This is a genomic window from Spirosoma horti (genome assembly GCF_054776595.1).
This window is the reverse complement of sequence record NZ_BAAHBQ010000001.1, coordinates 51,081-75,369: the sequence shown is the minus strand read 5'-3', so window position 1 is coordinate 75,369 and position 24,289 is coordinate 51,081. Positions and strand designations below refer to the sequence as shown.

Below are 24,289 nucleotides of genomic sequence, written 5' to 3'. Positions count from 1 at the left end.
GCTTGATCAACCATCTGAAAGGAGTAAAATCAGGATGAAGAATAAACTACTTGCGTCGGTAACTGGCTTTCTGCTGGCTGGTTTGGTAACGACCTCCGTAAATGCACAAAAAACACAGGACAATGCGCTTCTTTACGAAGTGACTGGCCCCGGCCTAGCTAAGCCATCGTATCTCTACGGAACATTTCACCTTGTTTGCCCCACTGATCTGACCATTACGGATGCCATGAAAAAGGCCATTGGTGAGGCCAGTCAGGTTTATCTGGAGCTTGACCTGGACGACCCCAATATGATGGGAAGTATGCAGAAGGCCATGATCATGTCTGGTGGTAAATCCATAAAAGACCTACTCTCCGCCGACGACTACACACTGCTCGACACCTACCTGAAGCAGAAAATGAACATGGGCCTGGCGCAGGTGGGCATGTTAAAACCCATCGGACTCATGTCGCTCATGTACATGACGTTATTGCCCTGCCAGCCAGCCTCGTATGATATGACGTTTGCGGAGATGGCCTCGAAAGAAAAAAAAGAAGTGTTGGGCCTGGAAACCGTCGAAGCCCAGTTAGCGGCATTGGACAAGATTCCGATGCAGGAGCAACTGAAAGGACTGGTCGATATGGCTAAGATGCCCGATGAAGCGAAAAAAGAATTTGCCGATTTGCTGGCGGCTTACAAAGCCAACGATATGGCCAAACTGACAAGCTTGATGAAAAACAGCAAGTTTGGCGATATGGCTGAATATGAAGACAGCCTGCTGGGTGAGCGCAACGCCAACTGGATTCCCGTGATTGAAAAAGCCGCTAAAGAAAAGCCCACCTTTTTTGCCTTCGGGGCCGGGCATCTGGGTAATGAGAAGGGTGTAGTGAACCTGCTGCGCAAGAAAGGGTATTCGGTAAGGCCGGTCCAGTAGCTCCTCCAGATTCATTATTTTTTATCCGGCGGTTAGACCGGATGAACTTCCTGCTTTGACTAAGAACAATACTGTACGCTGTTAAGAACGATTACCTTGATCCATGAACAAACCTTTTTTTTCGATTGCCTGCCTCATTACCCCCTTATTTTTGATGAGTACTGCCTGGGGGACCACCAAACCGGTTCCTCCTGCCAAACCAGCTCGCGCTGCTAAAGCGAGCATTGCCGCATCCGATATCAAACTGCCTACGGGCTTTTCGGCAAGTATTGTAGCTGAAGACCTGGGCTCCGCCCGCCATATCGTTGTCAGCAAAACGGGTGATATCTACGTGAAACTGGCCAAATTAAAAGATGGCAAAGGTATTTACCGATTGCGAGACACCAACAAAGATGGTGTGGTCGATGAGCGGGTTGGCTTCGGCGACTATCCGGGTACGGGAATTTTTATCCGGGATGGGTATTTATACACCTCGTCGAACAATAGTATTTATCGCTACAAGCTGAACGAGAACCAGGAAGTCATCAATGCGGACCAACCCGAAAAGCTGGTGTCTGGTTTGCGGGAAAAAGACCGCGATAAATCGAAGTCGATTGCCGTTGATAATCAGGGTAATGTCTATGTTAATATTGCGTCGGATAACGATGCCTGCCGGGTAGCGGGTACGGGCAAAGGCATGATGCCCTGTCCACTGCTGGATTCGGCTGCGGGAATCTGGAAATTTAAAGCGAACGTACCCGATCAAGCCTTTTCCAGCGGGGTCCGCTATGCGACGGGCTTAAAAAACGTTGTTGGGCTGGACTGGAACAGCAAGACCAACTCCCTATTTGTGATGCAGCATGGCCGGGGTAAGTTCGATGATTTTTACCCGCAATACTACACGCCGAAACAAAGCGCTGAGTTACCGGCCGAAACAATGTATGAGGTTCATCAGGGCGATGATGCTGGCTGGCCTTACGTGTATTACGATCAGTTTCAGAAGAAAAAGATTCTGGCACCCGAGTATGGGGGTGATGGGAAGAAGACGGGAACGGCTAAAACAATCAATCCAGCGGCCGCCTTTCCGGCGCATATGGGTCCGAATGCACTTCTGTTTTATACCGGCACCGCCTTCCCGGAACGGTATCGGAATGGGGCATTTATTGCCTTTCACGCTCAGTCGCAGGAGATTCATAAGGGCTATCTGATTGGGTTCGTGCCCTTTAAAAATGGAAAGCCAGCAGGCCCCTGGGAAATCTTTGCCGATAATTTTGCCGGAACGGACCTGGTTAAGCCAACGGGCCCGGTTCAGCATCGGCCGTGTGGCCTGGCGCAAGGCCCCGACGGGTCGCTGTACATAAGTGACGACCTGAATGGAACACTTTTCAAAATCAGCTATCAGGCTTCTGCCAAAAAAGCAACGGCTTCTTCTTCCAAGTAAACTTCCTTGCTCGTGAATGCCTACCGTGTCTGTGAGGATACAGACACGGTAGGCACTCCTTACACAAGAAGGCCAGCATCGCCCGATGCTGGCCTTCTTGTGTAAGGAGTGCCTACTTATTTCGCTTCAGTCAGCTCCAGCACAACGCTGGTTCGGCGGGTATCGACCTGCGGGTTGAAGCCAATCGTCATCAGGTAGTTGCCCGAATAAGTGGCGGTGTTTTTGTTAATGTTCGAATTCGTGCCCGGATAAACATTCAGTTCCTGAATCCGGTACGATTTGGCCGGATCGAGGCCGCTTAGTTTAATGGGCGCCACACTACCCGCTTTATAGCGATCCTTAACCAGATACGTGAACCACACGGCCCGATCTTTGGCGTCGTTCACATACATGGCCGAGGCCACATCATGGGTATACGGCGACGCCAACCGGAACAGATCACCCTTCCAGATGACGTCTTTGATGCGGGCATAGGTTTTCAGGGCTTCCTGGCTAAACGCCAGTTCGGGCTCCGTTAACTTGCTGACCACAATGTCATACCCGATTTTGCCCATCATGGCCACGTCCGTCTTAAACTTAATGGGCTGTTTTCCCCAGTCGGTGATGTGGTTGCAACTGGCAATGGACGGGAAGAAATACGAGTAATTCCACTGAATAAAAACCCGTTCGAGGGCATCGGTATTGTCGCTGGGCCAGTATTCGGTAAAGTAGTTCAGTGCGCCGTAATCCACGCGGCCACCGCCCCCCGAGCAAAGCATCATCGGTAGGGTGGGGTACTTGGCCCGCACGCGTTCCAGTACTTTATAGAGCCCCTGAACATAGTCGACGTAGAGGTTCGACTGGTTTTGGATCGTCGCGGAATAGGCGTTGTAAATGACCGCATTGCAGTCCCATTTAATGTAACCCAGCGTTGGGTTCTTGACCATCAGGTCGTTGACCACATTGTAGACGAAATCCTGAACTTTGGGGTTCGACAAATCCAGTACCAACTGATTCCGAAAGTAATACTCCGACCGATTGGGCAGTTTGATGACCCAGTCCGGGTGCTTTTCGTACAGCTCACTTTTCGGACTCACCATTTCGGGTTCGAGCCAGATTCCGAATTTGATCCCGGCGCTCTCGGCCTCCTTCACCAAATAGCCCAGGCCGTGGGGGAGCTTCTTCACGTTTTCCTGCCAGTCGCCCAGGCTTGATTTGTCGTTGTTACGCGGGTATTTATTGCCAAACCAGCCGTCATCCAGCAAGAATAGATCGACACCAAGCTTTTTACCGTCCTTGAAAAGCGCCGACAGCTTCTCTTCGTTAAAGTCGAAGTAGGTAGCTTCCCAGTTATTTAACAGGGTCAGGCGATTGCCCTCGCCTTGTGGAATCCGATGTTTGCGGGCCCAGCGGTGCAGGCTGCGGCTGGCTCCGCCTTTACCCTGGTTGGAATACGTGAATAAAAAAGAGGGCGTTTTGAACTCGGTATTGGGCGCTAGGGAATAGGCCGACGCATACGGATTGATACCCGGAATAATCCGCAGGTTGTGGAGCGGATCGACTTCAAAAGCCAACTGGAAATTCCCTGACCACGAAAGCGTACCGGCAATAACTTCGCCCTGATTTTCATCGGCGGGCTGGTTCAGTGATACCAGAAAGGAGGGTGGCTGAAACAAATCGGCACGCGTACCAAGCTTGGAATCCAGAAGTTTAATGCCTTCCGTGAGCGGTATTTCACTGGGATTCATTTCATTAGCCCAGTCGCCGTGGAAGTGCGTCAGGTAGTAATTCTGGGCTGGAATATAGAGGTTGGCCGAGGCATATTTGTGGAGCGTGACCGGTTTCTTTTCCGTATGCCGGATTGAACTCCACTGCTCGATAACATCTTCCTTTTGATAGGCTTTGTAATACAGCGTCACCTCAAACGGGTATTGCGGGTCTTTCAGATAAACTTTCGTCAGGACAACCCCATCGGTCACCGCCTGCGTTTCGTGCCGAACATACTTAAGGTCGAGGGAAGGATTGCCATCGGCGTGGGTCACCTGAATGGCGGGCTCCAGCAAGTTCCGGCTTCCGGCGGGCGTATAGATTGAATTATAAATAGCCGTGTAGTCTTCCCCGCGTTTTCCGTTGCCGGGAATAGCCGCGTATTCGGCCGTGTTTCGGAGTTTTGGCCCCAGGTGAACCAGGGTAGGTATCTGATCTTTATCGATGCGAATAACCAGGGCTGTTTGTTGCGTCTCAATGGTAATGTGTAAATCGCCCGGTGCAGCCGTTGCGGTAAACGATAACAGAAAACAAAAAACTAGTGACAGACAAAGCTGTTTCATCAGGAAGAAGTTAGGTAGTGAAAAGTGAAGTCAATGTACATCAGACAACTCCTGGCGCATCTCTGCCAGGTCGAGCTGAGTGGATGGCGTCATGTCGGCCCGCAACACCCGCTTCATGTAGGCCAGGGCATCGTGCGTATAGGTTTGTTTGATGGCGGCCACGCAGTCAGCCGGAATGGTAAGTTTCAAGTCCCGCATATAGGCATCATTCGCCGAAAAAAGCACGCACGAGTCCGTGGTGACTCCTGTCAGGATCAAATGTTTGACATTCAGGTAAGTCAGGAGCATATCCAGCGTGGTTTCATAAAACGCTGAATTCTTGGGTTTGAGCACAAAGTAATCATCCGGGCTGGGTGTAAGCACCTCGGCAAGATACTGTCCCCGAACCCGGTCGGTGAGAACGTGTTTGATCACGTCGTTGAAATTAGATCGCCAGCGGCCAAAATTATCATTGGCATAAATAACCGGAATTTGGTCCGCCTGCGCCTTTTTCTTCAATTGAGCAATGGCATCGGCAACTCGGCAGGCGGGTTCCAGTAACTCATCTCCCCCCGGAAATTCGAGATCATTGATCATGTCGATAATCAACAGCGCTACGGGCGATGAATCAGGCGCATTCCCGTGTAAATCTTCATTTTTAACGTCCATTTGATGCGTTGAGTAAAGGATGGTCCAGGTAGAACAAGAGATTTCTAAACAATTTCTCCCCCCTAACTGCCCACTTTTGCTCCTAATTATTAGTTGGCGGGCCTGGTGGTGTACTCCATAAATCGGTACACTTCCTGCCGGGTAACATCGAATACCTGAGCCGTCTGGTTGCGGAGTTGCTTGTAGGCTTGCGTGGACAGAATAGGCGTCGGCGTATCCGCCATGACCGGATTGCCGATAGCGCCTAAGCTGGTAACATAGTGGGCCACGCTGAATTCGTAGCCCTTTTCACTGCCATTCGGAATCACTAATGACGAGAAATCCCAGCCGAGCAGGTTGCCCCGTTTGATGCGCTCTTCGCTCAGTTTCTTCAACTGACCAACCAAACCGTCATAATCGGCTCCTGGGTTTCGGCGACGAATCCGATCAACAACCATAAACTGCGTGCCATCGGGCGCAAATTTTGGGGCGAAAGTACCATCGTTGATTTCCCAGATTTCAATTTTTACGACGGGTGCCGTTGCTCGGTCCCGTCGTTGGAGATCGGCCATCTTTGCCTGGACACTGTCGCCATAAATTCGGGCCATGGCTTCGGGCGATGCTCCCTTAATGGCCATTTCGTGTGTAACAATCCTGGTGACGTAGTCGTACTCGGTTTGATTCGGGTTCGACGTAAACTGTTTAACCGTCATATACCAGCCTTCGAGCTTTCCCTCATCGACCGCAGCCTGGTTTATTTTTCGCCATTCGCGCTCTACCGGAAGCGCGTCCTGAATAGTGAGGCCTGGTGATAACTTGTGGTAAATCAAGTACATGTATGTTTTTTGAGACGCTTTGGCCTGCGCGTGGCTATTAGTGAGGGCGGTACACAGAACGCTTAGTAGCAGAGCAAGGCGACTAAGAAAGAGAAATGGGCTCATTGATTAGGGTTAGTTAGTGTAAGACGTTTAGGGGTTGGTTGGTATAAATTGACCACTGATTTCGAAGAGCAAGCTAATAAAAAACGATTTTGCCGACCAGCGGCTGGCCATGTACTGCATAAAAAATTAACATATAGGCCAGTTTTATAGCTACTCAATCGGTAGAATGTCCGTATCTGATCTTTCGTAGGTAGTAGCTGTTCAAAAGTAGCTACTAACTTGATTGTAAGTAGATTAATAACCTAGATGAAAAATCTGAAACGAACGCTGCTGGCCTGTCTGACCAGTTTATCTCTGACGATCAATCCGCCGGTGATGGCCCAAAAAGCCAATCTCGGACTATTCGAAGGCCATGGCGATATTGGCGCCGTTCTGAAACCTGGTTCAGCGGCCTATAATCCTCAGACGCGCACCTATGACCTTTCCGGGTCGGGTTACAATGTCTGGTTTGACCATGATGAATTTCACTTTATGTGGAAGCGCATGAAAGGCGATTTTATACTCTATACCCGCGCTGCCTTGGTGGGTAAAGGCGTGGATCCGCACCGAAAAGTGGGCTGGATGGTTCGAACCAGTCTCGACGGAAAATCGCCACATATCAACGCTGTTGAACATGGCGATGGCCTGACATCCCTGCAATTCAGACGGACCGAGGGCGCAAATACGGAAGAAATAAAGGCCAAAATGACCGGTGCCGATGTGATCCAACTGGAACGGAAAGGGAATACCTATACCATGCGGGTTGCCAAGTTTGGTGAGCCGTTTGTGAACGAACAGGTTGCCGACCTGCCGCTTGGGGATGAGGTTTATGTAGGCCTATTCATTGGTTCGCACAACAAAGATGTGCTTGAGCGGGGTACTTTCCGGGATGTACGCATCAGCGTTCCGTCCTCCGACGAGCTGGTGCCCTACAAACAATACCTGGGAAGCAACCTCGAAATTCTGGACATAGCCAGTGGAAATCGGCAGGTAATCTTTAATTCACCCAAGTCGTTGCAGGCCCCGAACTGGACGCCAGACGGTAAAACATTGTTGTATAACAGCGATGGCCTGATGTATTCCTTCAAGCTGGCTAACCGTAAACCGTCGGTACTGAATACGGGCGACGTGAAAAACAACAACAATGACCATGTGCTGTCGTTCGATGGCAAGATGCTTGGCCTGAGCAGTGGGGTGAAAGAGCTGGGCGGGTCCATTATTTATACCGTTCCGGCAACGGGTGGGACGCCCAAACAGATCACACCCAAAGGGCCATCGTACCTGCACAGCTGGTCGCCGGATAAGAAGACACTCGTTTTTACTGGTCAGCGGAACAACGAATTTGACATTTATACCGTACCTGCGGCCGGTGGTCCTGAAGTGCGGATAACTGAAGCGAAAGGCCTTGATGATGGCCCGGAATATACGCCCGATGGAAAGTACATTTACTTTAACTCTGCCCGAACCGGAACTATGCAAATCTACCGGATGAAACCCGATGGCACTGACCAGCAGGTCATTACGAATGGTGAATTCAATGATTGGTTTCCGCACATCTCGCCGGACGGTAAATGGTTGCTGTTCATATCGTTCCTGAAAGAAGAAGTGAAGGCTGATGATCACCCATTTTACAAGCACGTTTATTTGCGTATGCTGCCCATATCGGGAAGCGGAGAGCCCAAAGTGCTGGCCTATATTTATGGCGGACAGGGGACCATCAACACCCCTTCCTGGTCACCAGATAGCAAACGGGTAGCCTTCATCAGTAATTCGGCCGAAACGGCGCTCAGTCCTGTTGAAAAATAGAGCATAGACGTTTATTGGAAAGTTTACGGTTTGGGGTTTGTCGTGTGTGGTTTGTCGTTTATGGTTCGTTGTTCGTGAATGAGCACTAAGCGCGCGCCAGCCAACGACAAACCACACACCGTAAACGACAAACCGTATTCTTTTCCGTACTTTTGCGGGATGGAATTACCGGGTATGGAAATACTGAAAAGCGATAGGCTTACACATCTTAAATATGACATTCGGGGCCCGATCTATGAAAAGTCCCTTGAGTTGGAGAGTCAGGGATATAAAATTATCAGCCTGAACATTGGGAATCCAGCCACCTTTGGCTTCGACGCTCCCGACGAAATCGTTCATGATATTATTCTGAATATTCGCAACGCGCAGGGGTATTCAGACTCCCGTGGGTTGTTTGCGGCTCGCAAAGCCGTCATGCACCATACACAAAACATAGGCTTGCCGGGCATTGCCATCAACGACATTTACATCGGCAACGGGGTGAGCGAGTTGATCATGCTTTCCATGCAGGCATTGCTCAATGAAGGTGATGAAGTGCTGGTGCCCTCACCCGATTATCCGCTCTGGACGGCTTCGGTCGCCTTTTGTGGCGGTAAGCCCGTGCATTACATCTGCGACGAAGCGGCCGACTGGAATCCTGACCTGGCTGATCTGGAGCGCAAGATCACCCCCCGCACACGGGCCATTGTCGTTATCAATCCCAACAACCCAACCGGTGCCGTGTATGACAAAGCCGTGCTGGAAGGCCTCGCCCGACTAGCCGAACGCCATAAACTGATTGTCTTTGCCGATGAAATCTATGACCGGATCCTGTATAATGAAAACGTTCATTACCCCATAGCCAAACTAATCAATGACACCCTCTGTATCACCATGGGAGGTTTGTCGAAAAACTACCGGGCGGCCGGTTTTCGGGGCGGCTGGATGATTCTGAGCGGTGCCCGGCAACGGGCCAAGTCGTATATAGAGGGCCTGACATTACTGGCCAGCATGCGGCTTTGCGCCAACGTGCCCACCCAATATGCCATTCAAACGGCGCTGGGCGGTTATCAGAGTATCAATGACTTAGTAATGCCTACGGGACGGCTCTATAAGCAGATGATGCTGGCTTACGAGCGCATGGTCGCTATTCCGGGGATCACCTGCGTGAAACCGAAAGGGGCACTCTACATCTTTCCTAAAATTGATCTGACGCAGTTTCGCCTGGCGAATGATGATGACTTTGTGCTTAATCTGCTTATCGAGCAGAAGGTACTGGTAGTGGCCGGAAATGGGTTTAACTACATCCATAACGACCATTTTCGAATTGTTTGCCTGCCAACAGTCGATGAACTGACGGTAGCGCTGGATCGGATCGAAAACTTTTTGGAAAGCCGGCGGTTATAGAAAACTGGAAACAACGTTAGAGACTTGTAATGGCCCGGATGTTCCGGGCCATTTTGTTTGAATCTGTCCGCTTTGTGACAGTTATTCAGGACGTATACCGAGGCTCGTACGCCCTAACGCTACATCAAATGAGATGAAACGTTTCCTGAAAACGGATTGTTAATAGATTCCCCATTCGTAATACGTTTTGTTGGTATGGCTGTCGGCAAAATTTTTAAGTAGTTTAATGGATTTTTAATTAATAATAAAGTGAGTACGTTTCGCGCCCACTGCTTTTTATAGTACGTAAATGGAAGAAACAAAAGAAAATGTTCATCGCTCTGAAACGCAGAGTACTGAACGCATTGCCAATGACTTACCCAAGCGCGACGAGTTACTGCTGACGCCCGACGAACAACGTATCAAAGACGCTTTCCAGGATCATGACTGGAACGAAATAAAAACCGCCGATTCATGGGTCATCTTCAAAGTGATGGCCGAATTCGTGGAAGGCTTTGATAAACTGGCAAAAATAGGCCCCTGTGTGTCCATCTTCGGTTCAGCACGCACCAAGCCAGACAACCCCTATTACAAAATGACCGAAGAAATAGCGGCCAAATTGGTTCGGCATGGCTATGGTGTCATCACAGGCGGGGGGCCTGGTATTATGGAAGCGGGTAACAAAGGAGCCTTCGAACAGGGGGGCAAATCGGTTGGCCTGAATATTAAATTGCCCTTCGAGCAACACAGCAATATCTACATCGACCCCGACAAGAGTATCAACTTCGATTTCTTCTTCGTTCGTAAAGTCATGTTTGTTAAGTACGCTCAGGGCTTTGTCGTGATGCCCGGTGGTATGGGAACCCTCGACGAATTGTTTGAAGCTATTACGCTGATTCAGACCCGTAAGATTGCCCGTTTCCCGATCGTGCTCGTGGGAAGAACCTACTGGCAGGGGCTAATCGACTGGATTACGAACGTAATGCTGGGTGAGGAGCAAAATATCAACGCAGAAGATATGAAGCTTATTAGCATCGTCGACACACCTACCGAGGCTGTCAAAGTGATCGACGAGTTCTACAACAAATACCTGCTGAAGCCTAACTTTTGAGTAACGTGGACCGCACGGGTGGACAGGATCGGAGCCGCCCGTGCGGTCTCCGCGTTACTAAAATGGCGTTTCCTGACTCGGGTCGGCATTGCCGAAGTTCGACATGGTATTCGCTTTACTCTTGAAGACGCTACCTGCTGATGGGGGCGTTTCGAAACTGCTTAATCCGTTGACATCCGGTGCAAAGCCCTGCGCTTGAACAGGTTCGAAATACGAGTCAAGGTCGCAGAACTTGGTAAACTTACCAATGAATTTAAGCTGAACCGTATCCAGGGAACCACTCCGGTTTTTAGCGATGATAACTTCCCCGATACCAACTGTCGAATTTCCGTTTTCGTCGGCTGTAATGTTGTAATATTCAGGGCGATACAGGAAGCAAACCATGTCGGCATCCTGCTCGATAGACCCCGATTCCCGAAGGTCGGATAGCTGTGGTTTCTTGTCACCACCCCGGGTTTCAACGGCCCGGCTCAACTGAGAAAGGGCAATAACCGGTACGTTCAATTCTTTTGCCAGGTTCTTGAGCGCCCTCGAAATCGACGCGATTTCCTGTTCACGGTTGCCTCCCCGACCACCGGATGTGTCACCCGACATGAGCTGGAGGTAGTCGATCACGACCATCTGAATATCGTGCTGGGCTTTCAACCGTCGGCATTTTGCCCGCAGTTCAAGAATCGATAGGGCAGGGGTATCGTCAATGAAAATAGGCGCTTCGGTTAGCCGCTGAATTTTGTGGTGCAATTGCGTCCATTCGTGCGGAGCCAGCGTTCCTTTCCTGATTTTTTCCGAATCGATTTCTGCTTCAGCCGAGATCAGACGATTGACCAACTGGACGGACGACATCTCCAGAGAAAAAATCGCGACGGGTTTTCCATGATCGACAGCCGCATTGCGCAGAGCACTAACGACAAATGCAGTATTATGCGTAACGGTCATGTCCTCAAGCAGGAATAGTCGATTTCCGTCAATCGAGAAGCCGTAGTAATCGTCGACTTTATCGTATTCAACCTTAATACCGGTAACCCGCCAGTCAGCACGTGCTTTCAGGGCACGGGCTTTCTTTCGTTCTATACGTACCGGAATTGAATCAAGGTTACCGAAGATACGAAGCCGGTAAACAGTCGAAACATAGCCTATTTTAGTAATAGTGGCCTGTTTTTCTTTAAGCGAACAACGAAATCCCAGCGTGTCGCACAAATACTTAAGTTGCTCGGCAAGCTCTTTGTTTTTCTGGGTGATTTCGTAGCAATTAAACTCTTCCTGGTAGTGACCATCGCTGTCAATGAGACCAGCTAATAGCTTTAACCGACTTTCGGTTGAGTTAATCAGGTACTTGCGGGGAATATGTTTGCTTTCGATGACCGATAAGCCCTGGAGTTCAGTCTGTATATTGAATACGGGATTCCGCCCTGACTGATCTCCCCCACGCTGACCGGATGTTATACCATAGTTATTGGTCCGGTTAGCTTGTCGATACGTGACCATTTTTAGTCCAAGGTTATCTGCGTAAGATTGCAGATAGTCAATGACTTCGGTATCGGTGTTCGTGATGCGCGAACTATAGGAATGGCCATCTCCAAGCCATAACCCTACAAAATAGGGGTCAAGTGGAACAGTTTGTTCCGGGAAATCAACCGCAACTTTATAGCCTTTGTAATTCGATTTAAACTTGCTCGATTTACCTAAATAATCCCGAACGGTAATATTCAGAACATCGCCTTTTGTATGCCCCCCTTCGTTGCAGCTTCGCTTAAGCGAAAGAATGTGGCTTTCATTGACACGGTAGTCAATCCCTTTGTTCTGTCTTATCCAGTACATCCGTTCCTGACCGCGAGCAATGCTCAACACCCGTCTGGGGGTAGAGTCATCGCCCATTAACAGATCGCCTTCACGCACGTCTTCCACCTTGCGTAGCGACCCATCAAACATAACCACTTTGGTGCCTTTGCCAAGGCATTTGCCCATCGCTGGCCTGGCTGCCAGGATAATCAATTCGGTTGGCTGCCAGCCCGAGGTGACCCGGTCGAGGTTGGTAAAGCCGGATGGAACACCCGTTAAGCCTTCCTGATTTTTCTTGGTCTCGAGTTCATTAAGCGCCATCCGGACGATGGTGCTCATGTCGGCGTAATTCTTCTTGATGTTCGATTCCGAAATCTTGAAGAGCGACTGCTCCGTTCGGTCGAGGAGTTCGAAAACGTCTGTTGTATCCTCGTAGGCGTCGCGCAGAATTGTCGACGACATGGCGATGAGCGCCCGTTTGAGCGCCTGCTCCGACACAATCCGGGCGTGGTACTCAATGTTAGCCGCCGAGTTGACCCGGAAGGTAAGTTCAGAAACGAATCCACCTCCACCGACTAGTTCAATTTCTCCCGTCTTGCGCAATTGCTGCGTAACGGTCAGCAGATCGATAGGATCTGAATTGCCAAAAAGCGTCAGAATAGCCTGATAAATCCGCTGGTGGGCTTCTTTATAAAATGTCTCTGGTTTGAGAATATCGACAACCGACGAGAGGGCGTCTTTTTCAATCATCAACGCACCCAGAACGGCTTCTTCGAGGTCAAGCGCCTGGGGCGGAAGCTTGCCAAGGCCCGTATCGAGCCAGTGGTTTCCTGCTTGTTGACGACCCCCGGCAAAGGCCGAAGGCTTACGAAGGTGTTGGTTGGGGCGTGCGTTATTCTCCATCTGTTAGTGCAAGTTTACGCAATCTATCCCCCATAAGGCAAGCCCGGCCAGTTCTGCGTATAGACCACGCCATTGCCAAAATGACCGTAACATTCTGGTAATGTTGACGCTACCTCGTTGAAAAAAAAATTGATTATTTGAGCAACGGTCAATGTATGGGTTTGCGTACATAATACAGAAGTGAAGTAGTGGTCTGTACATCAGCAAGATAGAGATTATATAGTACAAAATACTCGTTTTGTACAAAAAAATAACGGTAAATAAGAAATGGACTCAGGTGAATAAATTTTCGAAAAAACGCGTTGTACACGTAAAGAAATCGCTTACTTTTCGGAATCACACTTTAACGTAATTCATCGTTTGGTCGAAAAAGTCATCACCCTCGACAATGTATCGCTCATAGACTTCCTGGGCGTGGAGAACCACAATATCAAAGAAGTGGCTGCCGCCTTTCCTATGAGTAAAATTATCTCGCGTGGCAACGAGATACGTATTAAGGGCACGACGCCCGAGATTAGCCGCATCAGCGATATTCTGGAATCGCTGATGGAACATTATCAGAAATATGGGAAAATTACCCACGAAAACGTTCAGAGCTACCTAAGTCATAGTGGGCTGCCCGCAAATGGTGCCGGAATGGCGCCACCCGTGCCGCCCGATGATGACGAAGTGCTGGTATATGGAACACGTGGTGTGGTCGTACGGGCAAAAACGGATAATCAGAAGAGGCTGGTTGAAGCCGCCGAAAAATACGACCTGGTGTTTGCCATTGGGCCCGCAGGTACCGGAAAAACCTACACGGCCGTCGCTATTGCCGTAAGGGCGTTGAAAAATAAAGAAGTTAAAAAAATTATTATAACCCGGCCGGCCGTAGAAGCAGGCGAGAATCTGGGCTTTTTGCCAGGCGATTTAAAAGAGAAAATCGATCCCTATCTGCGCCCGATCTACGACGCGCTCGACGATATGATTCCGGCCGAAAAGCTGAAATTTTATACCGAGAACCGAATCATTGAAATTGCCCCCCTGGCCTACATGCGGGGCCGGACGCTGAACAATGCGTTTATTCTACTCGATGAAGCGCAGAACACGACCCCTATGCAGATGAAAATGTTTCTGACGCGGATGGGACCAACGTCGAAGGCAATTATTACCGGTGACCGCTCGCAGATTGACCTACCCAACCGGCAAAAATCCGGGTTGATAGAATCAGTCGATATTTTGAAAAACATCAAGGGAATCTCGTTCGTCGAACTGGATGGCCGCGATGTTGTCCGGCACCGGCTCGTTCGCGAAATTATTACAGCGTATGAAAAAGCAGGTCAATGACAACCTGATAAAGAAAAAACAAACCGGCTGGCGTTGGCTGGCCGGTTTGTTTTTGTATGTTACCGCTACTGCAGCCTGGGGGCAGACGGCGAAGGAGGAACTGATCAACCGCTGTGGAGTGGTTGACCATGAACGTATACTTCAGCAACGAGATCCTAATCGCCTGGGCCAACTCAATAAATTGAATCGCCTGATTGACGAGGCTCAAACAAAGAACCAATCGCTGAGGCAGGCTGCCGATGAAACCACTTATCGGATACCGGTTGTGGTTCACGTAGTGCATAGTAACGCGACGAATACCATTGGCGGAGCCAATAATGTCAATATTTCTGACGAACAAATCATATCCCAAATTCAGGTTCTGAACGAGGACTACCGTCGCAAAGAGGGAACGAACGGGTTCAATACCAGCCCGATAGGCGCAGATGCCAATATCGAATTTTATCTTGCAACAACGGACCCCGAGGGGAAAGCAACCAATGGCATAACCCGACATTATTACTCACAAAAATCATCGTTTAACGTTTTCGATGACGATGTATTACTCTCACAGATTGCCTACTGGCCCAGTGATCGGTATTTGAATATCTGGGTCACCAAAATTGATACATACATTGGCTATACGCAATTTCCAACGGCAGCAGATACGCTGAAGGGACTACCGACTTCGTCAAACGAATTTACGGATGGAACCATCATCGACTATCGTTATTTTGGCCGGCGAATTGGGACGGTCAATCCCTCATCCTTGTATGCATTAGGCCGTACAGCCACACACGAAATTGGCCATTGGCTGGGGCTGATTCATACCTGGGGCGACGGAAATGGATGTGCCGAAGATTATGTAGCGGATACGCCACCGACCGAAGACCGATCGGAGGTTTCCAAGCTGCTCAATTGTAATCAAACCTATTCAACCTGCTTTAATGGCCAGCGAACCCGCGATCTGATCGAGGATTACATGAACTACTGGCCCGATGCGTGCATGAATCTGTTTACGGCCGGACAGGTGGCCCGGATGCGTCTGGTCATGACACTGAGCCCTCGTCGGGCGCAGTTACTGAAGTCCGTATCGTCGCCCCTGGTAGAAACGGAAGCCCTGACGGTAAATTTGTATCCAAACCCAGCGACAAGTGATCCCTCGGTGGACGTTCAGTTAAAGGGTTTTCAAACGTTTAGTGTCGATCTGCTTGACGCAACAGGACGCCAGGTAAGGACCTATTCCTATACGAACTCCCCAAGCACTCGTGTCAGCCTTTCTGTGCAGGGATTGATGTCGGGCGTGTATATTGTTCGGGTCAAAACCAGCAGCGAAATAGCCAGCAAGCGCTTATTGGTGCGGTAATGTTGGTTTCTGGTTTCCGGTAGTGGTCCGTTGCTACAGCTGGCTGACACAAGCAATACTCACGCGACGGATCATCAAATGCCGCAAACCGTAAACACTAATTAATCTATTCTATGATTAACGTTTTACCTATTTCTACTTCTGCTGATCTACAAACAGCGTTTGCCATCCGCCATAACGTGTTTGTTGAGGAACAGCATGTCGACGCGCGGGAGGAGTATGATGAATTTGAAGAGAGTAGTACCCATTTTCTGGCTCGTGCTGATGGCACACCCTGCGGTACGGCTCGTTGGCGCCGGACCTCGAACGGCGTAAAGCTGGAACGATTTGCCGTACTCGCCGATTTTCGGGGACAGGGCGTTGGAAAGGCCCTGGTAAAGGCAGTGCTGGACGATGTTTTCAGCCAGCAACCCGAGCCCATTGAACGGATTTATCTTCACGCGCAGGTAACAGCCATGCCGCTCTACGCTGGCTTTGGATTCGTCCCCGTAGGGCCTATGTTCGAAGAGGCTGGTATCCGGCATTATAAAATGGTATTGCCCGGTTCAGCCTACGCCAAAGAATGAAAGGTAGCCCTTTTGTTCGCTACGTTGGCGCGCTGATTGCAGGAATCGTCCTGTACGGGCAACTGCCTAACTGGCCACAACTACCACTAGTCGCCTTGATTTTGGGTGTTTGCCTGCTGGGATGGGGTTCGTACCAGCAAGCGAAAAACCGAATCAAACCCATTCAGACGGGATCCGGCATGGGCGCTTTATTGATTCTTTTGGCGCTCGGCTGGGCCATTACCTACCAGCACACGGCGAGTAATGAGCCGACCAACATCGTTCATCTCGCCGATACGCTCAGGGCTTATGAAGGCGTCATTGCTGCGCAACCCGAAGAGCGTGCCAAAACGGTTCGGGTTGAAGTAGCCATTCGCCGGGGCAACTGGCGTGATCGCTGGCAACCGCTCACCGGCCGGGTGATTGTGTATCTTGACAAAGTGAAGGGGACGTCAACGCGGCAACCCATGCCCCGCTACGGAGAAGTCTGGCTCATATCGGGAGCCCCCCGTCCCATCGATCCGCCGTTAAATCCGGGCGAGTTCGACTATAAACGGTATCTCAGCTACCGGAATATCTACCACCAGCAATACCTGCGACCCTTCGAACGAACGGTTCTGGGAAATGAGCCACCAAGCCGTATAACCAATCTGGCTACCATCGTAAATCGGTGGGCCGATAGTGTTTTTACCCATCAGGTTGGCAGTCGGGCCGAATACGGTATTGTAAACGCCATGATCCTGGGCGTGCGCGACGATCTGGACACGGAGTTGTACCGGGCTTATTCGGCGGCTGGAGCCGTACATATTCTGTCGGTATCGGGGCTTCATGTGGGCATACTGTTTGCGGTATTGACCTACTTACTTAGCTTCCTGATCAAGCGGCCAGGGGGCAAATTGCTGGTGGCTTTTCTGCAATTAAGCGTTTTGTGGTTCTACTCCCTCGTTACGGGCTTTTCGCCACCCGTACTCCGGTCAGCGGCCATGTTTTCGATGCTTATTGTTGCGAATGCTACGGGGCGCCAGCAACAGTTGGCCAATACGCTGGGTGCATCGGCTTTTTTTATTCTTTGTTTCGACCCATACGCTGTCTTCTCGGCAGGCTTTCAATTGTCTTACCTGGCGGTGGGTGGCATAAGCGCGTGGCAGTCGCCACTGTATCAATCCCTGACTTTTCGCTATACATGGGCTAACCGACTGTGGGAATTAACGGCGGTGGCTCTGGTGGCTCAATTGATCACCTTCCCGCTGGGTGTTTTCTATTTTCACCAATTTCCCACCTATTTCCTGCTGGCCAATCCAATCGTGATTGTACTGTCAGAAATTCTGTTGCCGCTGGCCATGGCTATGTTAGCCTTTAGCTGGATACCGTACCTGAATGATGTGCTCGGGTGGTTTTTGCAAAAGGTAGCCTGGATTCTTAATTACACCGTAATGCAAACGGGTCGACTCCCCGGAGCGGCCTGGGATGGGCTCTGGCTTTCAGAAACGGCAATGGTACTACTCTATGCCGTTATTTTTGGGGGAGCAGCCCTGGTTCTCACCCGAAACCGAACCTACCTGTGGGTTACCTGTGTGGCCGCTTTGCTGCTGGCCGGGGTGACCATCTGGGACGACTATCAGCAAGCCCACCAACAACGGTTGGCCGTACATTTTCTGCCACACCGAACAGCGGTAAGTCTGACGGCTGGACATCGGAGCCAATTACTAACGGATCTCGATCGGACAGATACGCGTTCATTCGATTTTTACCTCAAAAATACATTTGGGCAATGGGGCGTCTCGGAACTGACTATTGCCAGTACCAGCCGGAAGGAAAAGGACGCTGATTCACTCGACCATATTCCTGGCTTTTACCAAACTCAGTCGTATGGCTTATGGGTCTGGCAGGGAAAAACGCTGTTGCTGGTCAACAAACTGACGGGTCGAAATCGGTGGCGTTTGCCCGCTGCAGTGGATTACCTCGTTATTCGTCGAAATGCGCTACAAGACTGGAACCAGCTCGCCGGTCGCGTCGTGGCGAAACATATTATCTTCGATGATTCGAATAAAACACCGTTGACAGATAAGCTTTTGGCCGAGGCTAAAGCACGAAAAATTGCCTGTTATTCTGTGCGCCAGATGGGTGCGTACGTCACGGAGCTTAGGTGACGGGTCGCCATTGGGAACGTAAATGACTGGAAAAGGGATGAGGCCGTCAGTTAACGATATCGTTAGCTGACGGCCTCATCCCTTTTCCAACTAAACGCCTTCTACCGGGTATATAAAGCCCCTTTGGCAATAGTTGACTCGTATTCGAAATTGATCGTTTCCAAAAACTTGCCGGTCACCCAGCCCACATCGGCATTACGAACGAAGACGAATCGTTTTGGTTCGGCATTCATGGCCGAGTACGTTTTCATAATGGATTCCAGCCATAAAGCACCGGCAATAAGTTGTTTTTCATTCAGTTGACTTTGAATCGACGTTATATCGCTCTCAGCCTGGGCTTTAATTTCCGGATTGGCAATGCCGTTCAGGTTGGGCTTGGTTAACTCACGATAGTCGGTCAAGGCCAGTCGTTTAAAGCGTTCCACGTCATCCATCGTAACCGCTACAGCCGTGATGCCCGCTTTTTCTGGATGTAAGTACGTGATTAGTGCCCAAACGATGTCGCCACCCACACCCACTGTTTTCCGCTTTTGTAACCCTTGATTACTGGCGTTCAGACGGGGAGCCAGTTCACTATCGGCAATGGTTTTGATAACCCGTTGCGCTTCCTTTCTATAGGCATCCATGTTCATCGACCGCTTGTTGTCGATCTGACTAACGAGCGAGTTGATGCCAACGGGAACATCGATGCCATGAAACATTTTGTTAGCGGGGCCAGCGGCCTGCTCGAAATAGCCGCCCAGGGTACTGTTGCTGCCAATGTCCAGAGCAGAGGTCGTTGGCCATACTTTGCGGGGAATAGCCCCCGTCGTAAACAATTCGGCCTCCCGATTGGCGGTAAGTGAGGTGTCTATTTTCAGGCTGCTGTTGGGCAGCACACGCGCCAATTGGTCATATAGCTTCTTTCTTGCCTGCGGATTCCTGGCCAGCTCTTCCCGAACATCGTTACCAAGAACGATAAATACCCGTTCGTTGGGAATGTTATAGTGTTGAATCGAATCCAGACAAACTTTCAGCGCATCCTGAGTAGGGCGGTAATTGCCGGACGCATCCGCAAAAAGCGTAACGGATGGATTGGGTATATCTACGGTAGATTTAATTTCTTTTTCGTAGAAATCGGTCTCGTACTTCGTTTTTAGGATCGCCAGTTTAATGGCCGACGTGCCAATTTGTATTCCTGCGTACAAATTTTTGTTGGACAGATTCCGGACTACCTCATTTACTCCCCAGGCACTGGCAACATACTTTAGTTTTAGATACTGGGCGCGTGCTTTCTCCAGGTAGCGGATGGCCGTGGTGCTATCCCGCAAATCCATGTAAGACAGGCCCAGCAGCTCGTTGGCAACGGCCTCCCAGTAAAAATTGGTTTTTTGAACAGCGGGTATCGCTCGTTTAATCAGGCTGATTGCCTCGTCCGACTTTTCGACCGCACGAAGCGTGTTAGCCAGCTTAATGTACCGGATTGCCTGGGTAGTACTTTGGGCTGGCTGAGCCAGCCCCGTCTTACACCAGAAACAGACTAAAAAGAGTAAGGGGAATAAGCGTTTCATAAGTTGGGCGAATTTAAACTAGGTATATCGCCACACTTACGTAATAACTTAATCCTTAGACTTACGGATTGACCCGAAAAATGACCTGTTTTTCGTAAACTAATTAACCGGTCTATTTTTGGCCTTATCCCTGACTGGCTGCCCGACTTGTCGAGTCTTTTTTCGGAGCAGCAGGTCGCCAGCCCCCAATTTCCTTCTGCATGGCTTCTTTTTTAGATTGATAGAGCGTCCATTGTTCGGGTGTCAGAATGGGCTTCAGCTTCTCTTCTTTTTCTTCATTGAACATAAGCATTACATCTTTCACCTGCTTGATCGTTTCCGGCGAAGGCCGGCCGCCACCTGTGCCAATAATGTCTTTAATGGCATCCTGCTGCTGACTGGCGTATTCATTATTGAGTTGTTTGACGGATTTGGCCTGCTCTTTAGTCAACTCAAGATTTTCTTTCAACCATTTGGTTTCCTTTTGAGCCATGTCGCCGGCAATATTGGGAACAGAAGCTTTTGGTGGACTACTGGGCATGCTTTGCCCCATACCCCGACCACCCATACCTCCGCCATAGCCCCCTCGACCGTATCCCCCACCGTAACCACCATACTGGCCAAAGCTATGCAAGCTGATGAACAGCGCCAGGCAACACAACCACATCGTTAATTTATTCATGACAGTTACAGGAAAGTAAATAAATAGCCTCTGATTACCGATTTGGTTTGTTCGGTAAAACAGAACAAAAATACAGGAAGTTATCGGGCTTTCGGATGCAGAAAACCACTAAACTTTTTTCGTAAACGTGCCGTTGTCCTGTTGTATGGAAATGCTAGAAAAAATCCGCAAAGCGTATACGGAGTACGTACTCGAAAACGGCAAACAACCTACCTCCGTTTTTCAGTTTGCCAAGAAACTAAAAATAGCCGAGGCTGACTTTTACACCCACTACACATCCTTCGATGCCATTGAAGCCGATATCTGGCTGGCTTTCTTCAAGGATGCCAAAACAACGGTGGAAACCGACGAGACGTATCAGGGATATTCTGTTCGGGAGAAACTACTGGCTTTCTATTACACCTGGATCGAGCTACTCAAGGCGCAGCGCAGTTTTGTCGTTTATAGCTTTGGTCGATTAAAGGACCAGAGCAAAGGCAAACGTATTCAAAGCCTGACGCCCAAAGTCCCCATCTTAAACCCTTTCAAGGACGAGTTCTTCGATTATGCCCGCGATCTGCTGGCCGAAGGTCGGGAAAGTAAAGAAGTCGAACCGCGCCCGTTTGTGACCGACCGTTACCCGGATGCCCTTTGGGGACAAACACTTTATCTGCTTGATTTCTGGATACGTGACGTCAGCAAAAATTTCGAGAAGACCGACACCGCTATTGAAAAATCAGTCAACACAGCTTTCGATCTGATCGGCCGTTCGCCATTGGATACCCTGTTCGATTTTGCCAAGTTTATGTACCAAAATAAATGAGTGAACGAGCGAAATCGGACCGCCGAAGCGGTATGAATGAGTGAATGCATCCGGCACAAAAATCACTCTTTCGCTCCGCTTCGGCACTCCGATTTCGTTCGTTCACTCTTTTTTCACTCATCAAGAATGAAGATCCAGACATCCGTTCCAACGAGTAAAGTTGCGCGTGCCAGTCAGTTTATGAAGGCTGGTGTCAAGGTTGGTGGTAATTATATAAAACATTATAGTAAGAAACTACTTGATCCTGGTTTGTCGAAGGATGAATTGCATAAGGACAATGCGGCCGATATTTATGATGCCTTGAGTGAGTTGAAGGGGTCGGCCCTGAAGATGGCCCAGATGCTGAGCATGGACCGGGGATTGCTGCCAGTGGCTTACTCCGACAAGTTCACGATGGCGCAGTATTCAGCACCACCATTGTCGGGACCGCTGGTTGTCAAGACATTCAAAACGTATTTTGGCAAAACGCCCGCGCAACTATTTGACAAGTTTAGCGTCGAAGCCGTCAATGCAGCCAGCATCGGTCAGGTCCATCAGGCCTGGAAAGATGGAAAAAAGCTGGCCGTTAAAGTCCAGTATCCGGGGGTGGCTGATGCCGTCAGCTCGGACCTGAAAATTGCCAAACCGCTCGCCGTTCGACTATTGAACTTAAATGAACGGGATATTGACCGGTATATGGGCGAAGTGGAGTCGAAACTGCTGGAAGAAACTGACTATGAGCTGGAATTGAAGCGGTCCATAGAGATTTCTGAAGCCTGTGCCCACATTCCGGGTTTGGTATTTCCCAAATACTATCCTGAATTATCGTCGAAACGGATCCTGACCATGGACTGGCTCGATGGGATGCATCTGAAGGAGTTCATGAAGACGAATCCGTCGCAGGAAGTTCGGGACAGGATCGGGCAGGCGCTCTGGGATTTTTATGATTACCAGATTCACTCTCTGCGTCAGGTTCATGCCGATCCGCATCCGGGTAATTTTCTGATGCGGGCCGATGGCACCATGGGTGTTATCGATTTCGGCTGCGTGAAGGTTATTCCCGATTTTTATTACGACAACTATTTCCGGCTGGTCAATCCGGACACCATTGATGACGATCAATTGACCGAAGAGATTTTCGAAAACCTGGAGTTCCTCACAGACGCAGATTCACCTAAGGAACGGGCTTTCTTCTCTGATTTATTTAAGCAGATGACCCGCATGCTGGCTGAGCCCTTTGCCGTCGATGCGTTCGACTTTGGGGATGACGCTTATTTCAATCGGGTCTATGCATTTGCTGAAGGATTGGCCAATGTGGAAGAATTGAAAAACTCTAAAGTTGCCCGTGGATCGCAGGATGGCTTATACGTGAATCGAACCTATTATGGTCTTTACGCCATGCTGAACGAGCTAAAAGCCCGCGTAACAACCACCAAGCCCGAGTGGCTACGTTCGACTAAGGCACTGGTTTAAGAACACATCAAGCGCATACGTATAAAAACAGACGCACAAAGAATGGGGGAGGTTTCTCTATACTTTGTGCGTCTGTTTTATGTGATTTCCCCAACCCCAAATTGATTTGATTAAGGTAACGGGGAAAAAGACCTCATTTATCTATTCTCGCCGGGTTGAAAACCGGCGAGAATGAATGAATAACGACGCTTAGTTAATTCGACTCAGTCAGGGAGCTTAGGTTGAGAATCGACGCTTTCTAAAAGCCAAAACGGCTTCACTTTTTCTCCGCAGACTGATAGATTCGCTCAACGATCTCCTGTAAAATGGCTCCCTGTTCAGCCGTGCAAACCGTGGAGGGTTTCCCGTCGCAGGCATCCAGAAAGGCCATCGTATTTTTAAGCTGGATATCCGTTTCTTCCAGATACGGAAACTGTACATCGGCCAACTCCCCAGCTATTTCGGTATGAAGTGAAAACGGGAAAAGTTTTACGCCCCCCTTACTACCGAAGATTTCCAGATTTCGATCTTTATCGGCCTGGGTGTTCAGGGCAAACGATGCCGAGAGCATAATCGATACATTGTTCGGAAACGAAAGATAGGCCGTGGCCGCATCTTCGACCTCAAACGTATTTGGATTCCAGTTACCCATCAATCCTTTACCGCCCGCTTTGCCAATCTGGTCAAACGTATTACCGAGCACCTGGTCGGGCGTTGGGTAGCCCAGTGCACAGAGGGCTAAGTCGAGAACGTGAACGCCAAGGTCCATTAACGCACCACCGCCCTGCATGGCTTTATTGGTAAAATAACCCCAACCCGGAATGCCCCTTCGCCGTAGAAAGTGAGCCTTGATGTGGTAAATGTCGCCGAGCAAACCATCGGCCCGGCAGTGCATCAGTAATTTCCATTCACTCGTTTGCCGGAGCTGAAAGTTATAGGCCAGCGTCAAGCCTTTCTGGGCCGCCAGATTGGCCATATCCCGGGCCTGTTGAGCCGAGATAGCGGGTGGTTTCTCGCAGAAAACATGGCAATTTTGCGCCAGCGCTTCCATTGTCTGAGTAAAATGCAAGTTGTTGGGTGTGCAAATGACGACGACATCCGGTACACACTGTTCATACAGCGAACGGGTGTTGTCGAAAGCCTGAGAAATACCGTGTTTATCAGCCAGGGCGCGGGCTTTCGCCAGGTCGCGGCCGCAAACGGCTACAAGTTCTACCCGATCGGCCAGTTGCTTGAGGGCCGGGATATGATTGTTGTCGGCAATGTTGCCACCCCCAATAATGGCTGCTTTCAGTAAGGGCATAGGGAAAGTAGGTTTGACCGGCC

At 49.8% G+C, this 24,289-nt stretch carries 18 protein-coding genes; 11 read left to right on the top strand and 7 right to left on the bottom strand.

The genetic code is table 11. The annotated features are described in order from the left end of the window. Positions 1-34 precede the first annotated feature (34 nt). Positions 35-913 (top strand): TraB/GumN family protein, encoded by an 879-nt coding sequence (locus ACYVAM_RS00345; protein WP_461062773.1) that lies wholly within the window; start codon positions 35-37, stop codon positions 911-913. A 103-nt stretch (positions 914-1,016) separates the two neighbouring features. Next, complete coding sequence (locus ACYVAM_RS00340; protein ID WP_461062771.1) at positions 1,017-2,333, top strand: PQQ-dependent sugar dehydrogenase; 1,317 nt, start codon at positions 1,017-1,019, stop codon at positions 2,331-2,333. 116 nt (positions 2,334-2,449) lie between these two features. Here ACYVAM_RS00340 and ACYVAM_RS00335 read toward each other — a convergent pair whose 3' ends face one another. The 3 genes from ACYVAM_RS00335 to ACYVAM_RS00325 all read right to left on the bottom strand — a co-directional run bounded on the left by ACYVAM_RS00335 (position 2,450) and on the right by ACYVAM_RS00325 (position 6,210). Continuing rightward, positions 2,450-4,642 carry an alpha-galactosidase gene (locus ACYVAM_RS00335; RefSeq protein WP_461062769.1) on the bottom strand — a complete coding sequence of 731 codons (2,193 nt, stop codon included), beginning with the start codon at positions 4,640-4,642 and terminating at the stop codon, positions 2,450-2,452. Positions 4,643-4,672: 30 nt separating this feature from the next. After that, positions 4,673-5,290: a cysteine hydrolase family protein gene (locus ACYVAM_RS00330; RefSeq protein WP_461062767.1), complete on the bottom strand. Its 618-nt coding sequence runs from the start codon at positions 5,288-5,290 to the stop codon at positions 4,673-4,675. Between the two features lie 89 nt (positions 5,291-5,379). After that, positions 5,380-6,210 (bottom strand): hypothetical protein, encoded by an 831-nt coding sequence (locus ACYVAM_RS00325; protein ID WP_461062765.1) that lies wholly within the window; start codon positions 6,208-6,210, stop codon positions 5,380-5,382. Between the two features lie 246 nt (positions 6,211-6,456). Here ACYVAM_RS00325 and ACYVAM_RS00320 point away from each other — a divergent pair, with 246 nt between their 5' ends. The 3 genes from ACYVAM_RS00320 (at position 6,457) to ACYVAM_RS00310 (ending at position 10,471) form a co-directional block, all read left to right on the top strand. After that, a complete protein-coding gene (locus tag ACYVAM_RS00320) occupies positions 6,457-7,995 on the top strand; it encodes a TolB family protein (RefSeq protein ID WP_461062763.1) in 1,539 nt (512 codons plus the stop codon). A 174-nt stretch (positions 7,996-8,169) separates the two neighbouring features. Continuing rightward, positions 8,170-9,381 (top strand): pyridoxal phosphate-dependent aminotransferase, encoded by a 1,212-nt coding sequence (locus ACYVAM_RS00315; protein WP_461064190.1) that lies wholly within the window; start codon positions 8,170-8,172, stop codon positions 9,379-9,381. A gap of 289 nt (positions 9,382-9,670) precedes the next feature. Further along, complete coding sequence (locus ACYVAM_RS00310) at positions 9,671-10,471, top strand: LOG family protein (RefSeq protein ID WP_461062761.1); 801 nt, start codon at positions 9,671-9,673, stop codon at positions 10,469-10,471. Positions 10,472-10,528: 57 nt separating this feature from the next. Here ACYVAM_RS00310 and dnaB read toward each other — a convergent pair whose 3' ends face one another. Continuing rightward, positions 10,529-13,153: a replicative DNA helicase gene (dnaB, locus tag ACYVAM_RS00305; protein ID WP_461062759.1), complete on the bottom strand. Its 2,625-nt coding sequence runs from the start codon at positions 13,151-13,153 to the stop codon at positions 10,529-10,531. A gap of 360 nt (positions 13,154-13,513) precedes the next feature. Between dnaB and ACYVAM_RS00300 the strand changes: the two genes are divergently transcribed. The 4 genes from ACYVAM_RS00300 (at position 13,514) to ACYVAM_RS00285 (ending at position 18,519) form a co-directional block, all read left to right on the top strand. Next, a complete protein-coding gene (locus tag ACYVAM_RS00300; protein WP_461062757.1) occupies positions 13,514-14,479 on the top strand; it encodes a PhoH family protein in 966 nt (321 codons plus the stop codon). Next, positions 14,460-15,824, top strand: coding sequence for a M43 family zinc metalloprotease (locus ACYVAM_RS00295; protein ID WP_461062755.1), 1,365 nt, complete (start codon positions 14,460-14,462; stop codon positions 15,822-15,824). The genes ACYVAM_RS00300 and ACYVAM_RS00295 overlap by 20 nt, the downstream gene beginning before the upstream one ends. A gap of 113 nt (positions 15,825-15,937) precedes the next feature. Further along, positions 15,938-16,390: a GNAT family N-acetyltransferase gene (locus tag ACYVAM_RS00290; RefSeq protein WP_461062753.1), complete on the top strand. Its 453-nt coding sequence runs from the start codon at positions 15,938-15,940 to the stop codon at positions 16,388-16,390. Then, complete coding sequence (locus ACYVAM_RS00285) at positions 16,387-18,519, top strand: ComEC/Rec2 family competence protein (protein ID WP_461062751.1); 2,133 nt, start codon at positions 16,387-16,389, stop codon at positions 18,517-18,519. The genes ACYVAM_RS00290 and ACYVAM_RS00285 overlap by 4 nt, the downstream gene beginning before the upstream one ends. 101 nt (positions 18,520-18,620) lie before the next feature. Here the strand turns inward: ACYVAM_RS00285 and ACYVAM_RS00280 are convergent, their stop codons facing one another. Both ACYVAM_RS00280 and ACYVAM_RS00275 read right to left on the bottom strand, forming a co-directional pair. Continuing rightward, on the bottom strand, positions 18,621-20,069 hold the full coding sequence (locus ACYVAM_RS00280; RefSeq protein ID WP_461062749.1) for a tetratricopeptide repeat protein: 1,449 nt from the start codon (positions 20,067-20,069) through the stop codon (positions 18,621-18,623). A 124-nt stretch (positions 20,070-20,193) separates the two neighbouring features. After that, entirely contained in the window at positions 20,194-20,730 is a 537-nt protein-coding gene (locus ACYVAM_RS00275; RefSeq protein WP_461062747.1) for a hypothetical protein, read from the bottom strand. 145 nt (positions 20,731-20,875) lie between these two features. Here ACYVAM_RS00275 and ACYVAM_RS00270 point away from each other — a divergent pair, with 145 nt between their 5' ends. Next, entirely contained in the window at positions 20,876-21,532 is a 657-nt protein-coding gene (locus ACYVAM_RS00270; RefSeq protein ID WP_461062745.1) for a TetR/AcrR family transcriptional regulator, read from the top strand. Between the two features lie 126 nt (positions 21,533-21,658). Next, positions 21,659-22,984: an ABC1 kinase family protein gene (locus tag ACYVAM_RS00265; RefSeq protein WP_461062743.1), complete on the top strand. Its 1,326-nt coding sequence runs from the start codon at positions 21,659-21,661 to the stop codon at positions 22,982-22,984. A gap of 256 nt (positions 22,985-23,240) precedes the next feature. Here the strand turns inward: ACYVAM_RS00265 and ACYVAM_RS00260 are convergent, their stop codons facing one another. Next, positions 23,241-24,266 (bottom strand): Gfo/Idh/MocA family protein, encoded by a 1,026-nt coding sequence (locus ACYVAM_RS00260; protein WP_461062741.1) that lies wholly within the window; start codon positions 24,264-24,266, stop codon positions 23,241-23,243. Between the last annotated feature and the right edge of the window lie 23 nt (positions 24,267-24,289).